The organism is Nostoc sp. FACHB-888 (assembly GCF_014696655.1).
In the GTDB taxonomy this organism is placed as follows: domain Bacteria; phylum Cyanobacteriota; class Cyanobacteriia; order Cyanobacteriales; family Nostocaceae; genus Nostoc.
Genome location: NZ_JACJQM010000283.1, coordinates 1 through 4,421 on the forward strand (window position 1 = coordinate 1; position 4,421 = coordinate 4,421).

Genomic DNA, 4,421 nt, shown 5'->3' on the forward strand with positions numbered 1-4,421 from the left:
GAATTAATCCTCAAGGATATCGGGAGCCGAATGAGGTGAAAGTCTCACGTTCGGATCTAACTGAGAGGTGCGAAGCGTAATAGCTCCCATCGACTCAACCCGACCCACAAGACGTTTGAGGAATATTGCCGTTCTCGGTTTGCGTATACTCACCGCCATGTAAATTATTTAATAGCTGCTTCAAATGTAGTTGACAACATAATAATGGGAACCAATGGTTCCCAAAATGAGATACCGGATGAAATGGGAACCATTGGTTCCCAAAACGAGATATCGGATGAAATGGGAACCAATGGTTCCCAAATTTTGCCTACAAGCGAACGCCAAGTTCGACCACTGACTAACCCTGTTTTGTCACTCTCGGAAAACAATAATCGAAGCAAGATTCTGAAACTTTGATTGAGTCAAGCTTTGAGCCTTTATTTTCTAATAGGAACTGAAATTTATAGTTAAAACCTGGAGATTAAAGCTCTGAAAGGGTTTCAGTGATTGGGTTCTCCCAAAGTGATAAAAGAGGGCTAAGCTAGAACCATCGCAACAGCAAGAAGTATGGCGGCAAGCGGTGGAGCAGGCAGGGGGAAAAGTGCCGCCAGCCAGAATTGTCAAAGATGTGGTGCAGCGCATCATGGAAAGGACGAGAGGTTTTTGGAGTCGTTGGGGAAGCTGAGGCGATCTTATTTGACGGACTTGGAAGATAAGGTGTTGAGTTTGTTGGCGTTAGAAACTGGCGGCTGATGCGAGAATTAGCAGCAGGCGTAGCATCACTACGACTTTTGGAGTGAGGGCGATCGCACCCTCAAGTCATTAAAGTATACCCCCAAGCGGTTATTGAAGCGCGTTCAGCAGATGGAGCAAGAGAGAGTGGGGGTTAGGGAGATTCTGAGGGGCGCTGGGGGTGAGGGAATAATGAAAAAGATTAAAATTGTTATGTTTAATGTTTATTTACCTAAAATATGGATTCACCAGAAGAGTATCTTAGAGCTACAAAAAGTGCAGTTTTAAAGCTTTTTGATGGGATCAATTCATATAATGAAATTTTTCTTAAAAAACCAATACTAATTTTCAACTTCAGCAGTAATTTAACTGATTCAGCAGCAATATTAGAAGCTCGAAAGCAAGCTTATGATAATTGGTTACTGGAAAATGAAAGAGCAATAAAGTTATCACTTCAGGCTCAAAAAGAGTATTTTGCAGAAAGCTTTGCAATTGCAGCACTCTGTGGTTCTTTGCTGCAAATAGCCTCAATGGGAATCCAACTATTTTCTACAAATGAAGAAATAGCTGAAGATTTGCCAGAAATACTACGTTCAGTTATAAAGCCTAAAAGTAAAGTCGCTAGGTTTTGTACTGGTCGTAGAGTTCGTAATGTGCCCATAGGATTAATAATTTATGCTGGTCGTAATCAGTTTAATCATATAGATGAGGAAAAGCTTAGTGGAGTAAACACGACCATCTTCAATCTTATTGCAAGCTATTATGATGAGCAAGACCAATTTTTTAGGGATTTAGCATTTGATATTGAAAGTAGATTAATTATCAATTTTTCAACTAACATTTTAGGTTTAATTGGTTGGAAAAGCTATGAGTGCTATGATTCAGATATGCGTTCGCTACTTATTGGCACTAGCGGCTAAATCTTAACCGCTCCGAACTCAGAGGTATGGGTGGGTGCTGGTGCATCGTTAGCCATGTCGGTGAGTTCAGTTGGTGCGATTCGTTGATTAGTGAATCCCGGTAATCAGTCCGTAAATAACTAATCCAGCCCGTCAGCAGATTACTGAAAGTATGGCTGAACTCTCGGTTTGATGTAGGTGAAAGCCCTACCATTCAGACTCAGAATTGACTCCTTATCTGCCCACACCGAACAAGCTCGGTTCTTGTAGAGTGAAGCTGGGAACAGGGCGCAATCAGACAACCGTTGCGGGGTGACACTGGCGCTAATAGGGAGTTCCTACGGTGAAATCGGGTCTAGAAAAGCAACTTAACTCAGAGCAGGGCGTAACACAAAATCCCTGACTTCACTGGAGAATTAATTCCCGCCGCATCTTCAACTGAATAACGGCAAGAGTCAAGGGAATCCAGTAGTTGAAGTGACCACGCCTAACGGAACTATCAATCTCTCCGAGGGAACGAATAAAAACGGATTGTGGGTCAAGGGGCAGTCGAACCCCGAGTAGCCCAGACGAGCGGAGGAATCCCCACAATTCGGGTAGGACAGACCGTAATTGGTCTGAGGTGTTCAGAATACACTAACTAGAGAAGAGAAAATGATTAGACACAGTTATAAAACTAGTGAATCTTGGAGAGCTTTACCGTGGAAGAAATTCCGCCGAAATCTTTTCCGCCTTCAAAAACGCGTGTATAAAGCGGTTCAAGTTGGAGACAAGCGGAAAGCGCGGTTCCTCCAAAAGCTTATTCTAAAATCCACCTCGGCTCGATTTCTTGCAATAAGACAAGTATCACAAGCTTTATGCTGGTAAAAAGACGGCTGGCATCGATGGTAAGAAATCCCTCACATTTGAAGAACGCTTCAATTTAGAAGAACTACTCAAAGTGAATAGTGGAAATTGGAAACATCAAGGCTTACGGGAAATCCCCATCCCCAAAAAGGACGGGACAACCAGAATGCTTAAAATACCAACCATCTCGGATAGAGCTTGGCAATGCCTAGCAAAATACGCACTAGAACCAGCACACGAAGCCACTTTCCACGCTAGGAGTTACGGGTTTAGAACTGGGCATTCTGCCCATGATGCACAAAGATACATCTTTAACAACCTAAACTCTAGATGCAACGGAATAGAAAAATGGGTAATCGAACTCGATATCGAAAAATGCTTCGACAGGATTAATCACTCAGCAATAATGAACGAACTCATTGCTCCCAAAGGCTTAAAACTCGGTATATTCCGATGCCTCAAGGCAGGAGTTAATCCAGAATTCCCCGAACAGGGAACACCTCAAGGGGGAGTAGTTAGTCCACTATTAGCGAACATCGCACTCAACGGGATTGAAAGTATTCACCGATCCAGAGCCAACGGGCAAATCACTGAGCCATCAGTCCGATACGCGGACGATATGGTAATTATACTAAAACCCAAAGATAACGCGATAGAGATACTTGAAAGAATCAGCGAGTTTCTCCGCAAACGCGGAATGCAAGTAAGCCAAAAGAAGACCAAAATCACCGCCGCGACAGATGGGTTTGATTTCCTCGGCTGGCACTTTAAAGTCCAGAAAAACGGAAAGTTTAAAAGCACTCCTTCAGTGGACAACTTCAAAGCTCTCCGTAAGAAAGTAAAACACATCGTTAACAACTCGAATTATGGTTCTATAGTGAAAGCTGAAAAGCTAGCATTAATAGTTAGAGGCTGGAGGAACTACCACAAGTTCTGTAAGATGGACGGGTCAAAGCATTCCCTTTGGTTCCTAAACCATAGAACTTACACGGTATTCAAAAAGGAATCAAAACATACACGCCAATCTAGCGAAAAGCTAGTTAAAAAGGCATTCCCATCAGTTCCTAACTCCGAAAACAAACACGTCATGGTTCAAGGAATAAAATCTCCCTATGACGGAGATACAGCCTACTGGAGCGAACGTAACAGTAAACTTTATGACGGCGAAATCTCTAAAGCTCTTAAGAAGCAAAACCATAAATGTGCATCCTGCGGCTTAAAGTTCATTGATGAGGAAAGGGTTCACCTGCATCACATCGACGGAAATCACGCCAACTGGAAAAGAAATAATCTTGAAGCAATTCATGAGAGTTGCCACGATTACAAACACATGAGCAAAAGCGCAAGCTGAGAACATCGGGAGCCGTGTGCAGTGAAAGTTGCACGCACGGATCTAACAGAGAGGTGCGGGGCATAATAGCCCCCATCGACTCTACCTACAGTCACAATGTGGGATGGCGAATAGACCGTGAGGATCGACCACTTGAAGCCGCTGAATTACCTGGAGTCGGAATGTCAGTAGATGCAGCAGATTAGTGATCGCATTAACAGGCTACGGGAAAATGAGAATTTAGAAGATGCTGCCCGTGCTGTGCTGAAGCATCTGGGGGAACTGAAGCGACTCTATTTGACTGCGGTGGAGGAGAAATTGTTGAATCTTCTGGAGTCTGAATACGAGATAAGATAACCCCTGAACAATTTTGGCAATTTGGCATCTAATGTCTTTGGGTTGCAATTTCAATGGGGATATCAACACAACGGGACAGTGAAGAAGTTGTACGAGGAATAGGGCAAAACTTCCCGCTTCTGGTGTCCCGTGCTATGCCAGTTGTAAAATGAGTGCTGTAGAAACGCTCTACATCCCATCTTCCGCACTTCAAAAAGTATTATAAATAATACAAAAATAGTTACTAAGAATATTCATACTATTAAGTATTAATACTGGTAATAGTTATTGGCTGG

General features: G+C 43.0%; 6 protein-coding genes and 1 pseudogene. 5 read left to right on the forward strand and 2 right to left on the reverse strand.

Annotation, left to right across the window (positions count from 1 at the left end; genetic code table 11):
• Window positions 1-3: 3 nt before the first annotated feature.
• Window positions 4-159, reverse strand: coding sequence for a hypothetical protein (locus H6G26_RS39070; protein WP_190737182.1), 156 nt, complete (start codon window positions 157-159; stop codon window positions 4-6).
• A gap of 45 nt (window positions 160-204) precedes the next feature.
• Here H6G26_RS39070 and H6G26_RS43550 point away from each other — a divergent pair, with 45 nt between their 5' ends.
• The 3 genes from H6G26_RS43550 (at window position 205) to H6G26_RS39085 (ending at window position 1,634) form a co-directional block, all read left to right on the forward strand.
• Window positions 205-399, forward strand: coding sequence for a hypothetical protein (locus H6G26_RS43550; protein WP_242054326.1), 195 nt, complete (start codon window positions 205-207; stop codon window positions 397-399).
• A 150-nt stretch (window positions 400-549) separates the two neighbouring features.
• On the forward strand, window positions 550-735 hold the full coding sequence (locus tag H6G26_RS39080; RefSeq protein WP_190737184.1) for a hypothetical protein: 186 nt from the start codon (window positions 550-552) through the stop codon (window positions 733-735).
• A 218-nt stretch (window positions 736-953) separates the two neighbouring features.
• A complete protein-coding gene (locus H6G26_RS39085) occupies window positions 954-1,634 on the forward strand; it encodes a hypothetical protein (RefSeq protein ID WP_190737186.1) in 681 nt (226 codons plus the stop codon).
• On the opposite strand, the gene H6G26_RS39090 is transcribed toward H6G26_RS39085, so the two are convergent.
• Window positions 1,624-1,827 carry a hypothetical protein gene (locus H6G26_RS39090; protein WP_190737188.1) on the reverse strand — a complete coding sequence of 68 codons (204 nt, stop codon included), beginning with the start codon at window positions 1,825-1,827 and terminating at the stop codon, window positions 1,624-1,626. The genes H6G26_RS39085 and H6G26_RS39090 overlap by 11 nt on opposite strands.
• 440 nt (window positions 1,828-2,267) lie before the next feature.
• Between H6G26_RS39090 and H6G26_RS39095 the strand changes: the two are divergent.
• A pseudogene (locus H6G26_RS39095) lies at window positions 2,268-3,810 on the forward strand (reverse transcriptase domain-containing protein).
• Between the two features lie 171 nt (window positions 3,811-3,981).
• Complete coding sequence (locus tag H6G26_RS39100) at window positions 3,982-4,146, forward strand: hypothetical protein (RefSeq protein WP_190737190.1); 165 nt, start codon at window positions 3,982-3,984, stop codon at window positions 4,144-4,146.
• Window positions 4,147-4,421: the final 275 nt, after the last annotated feature.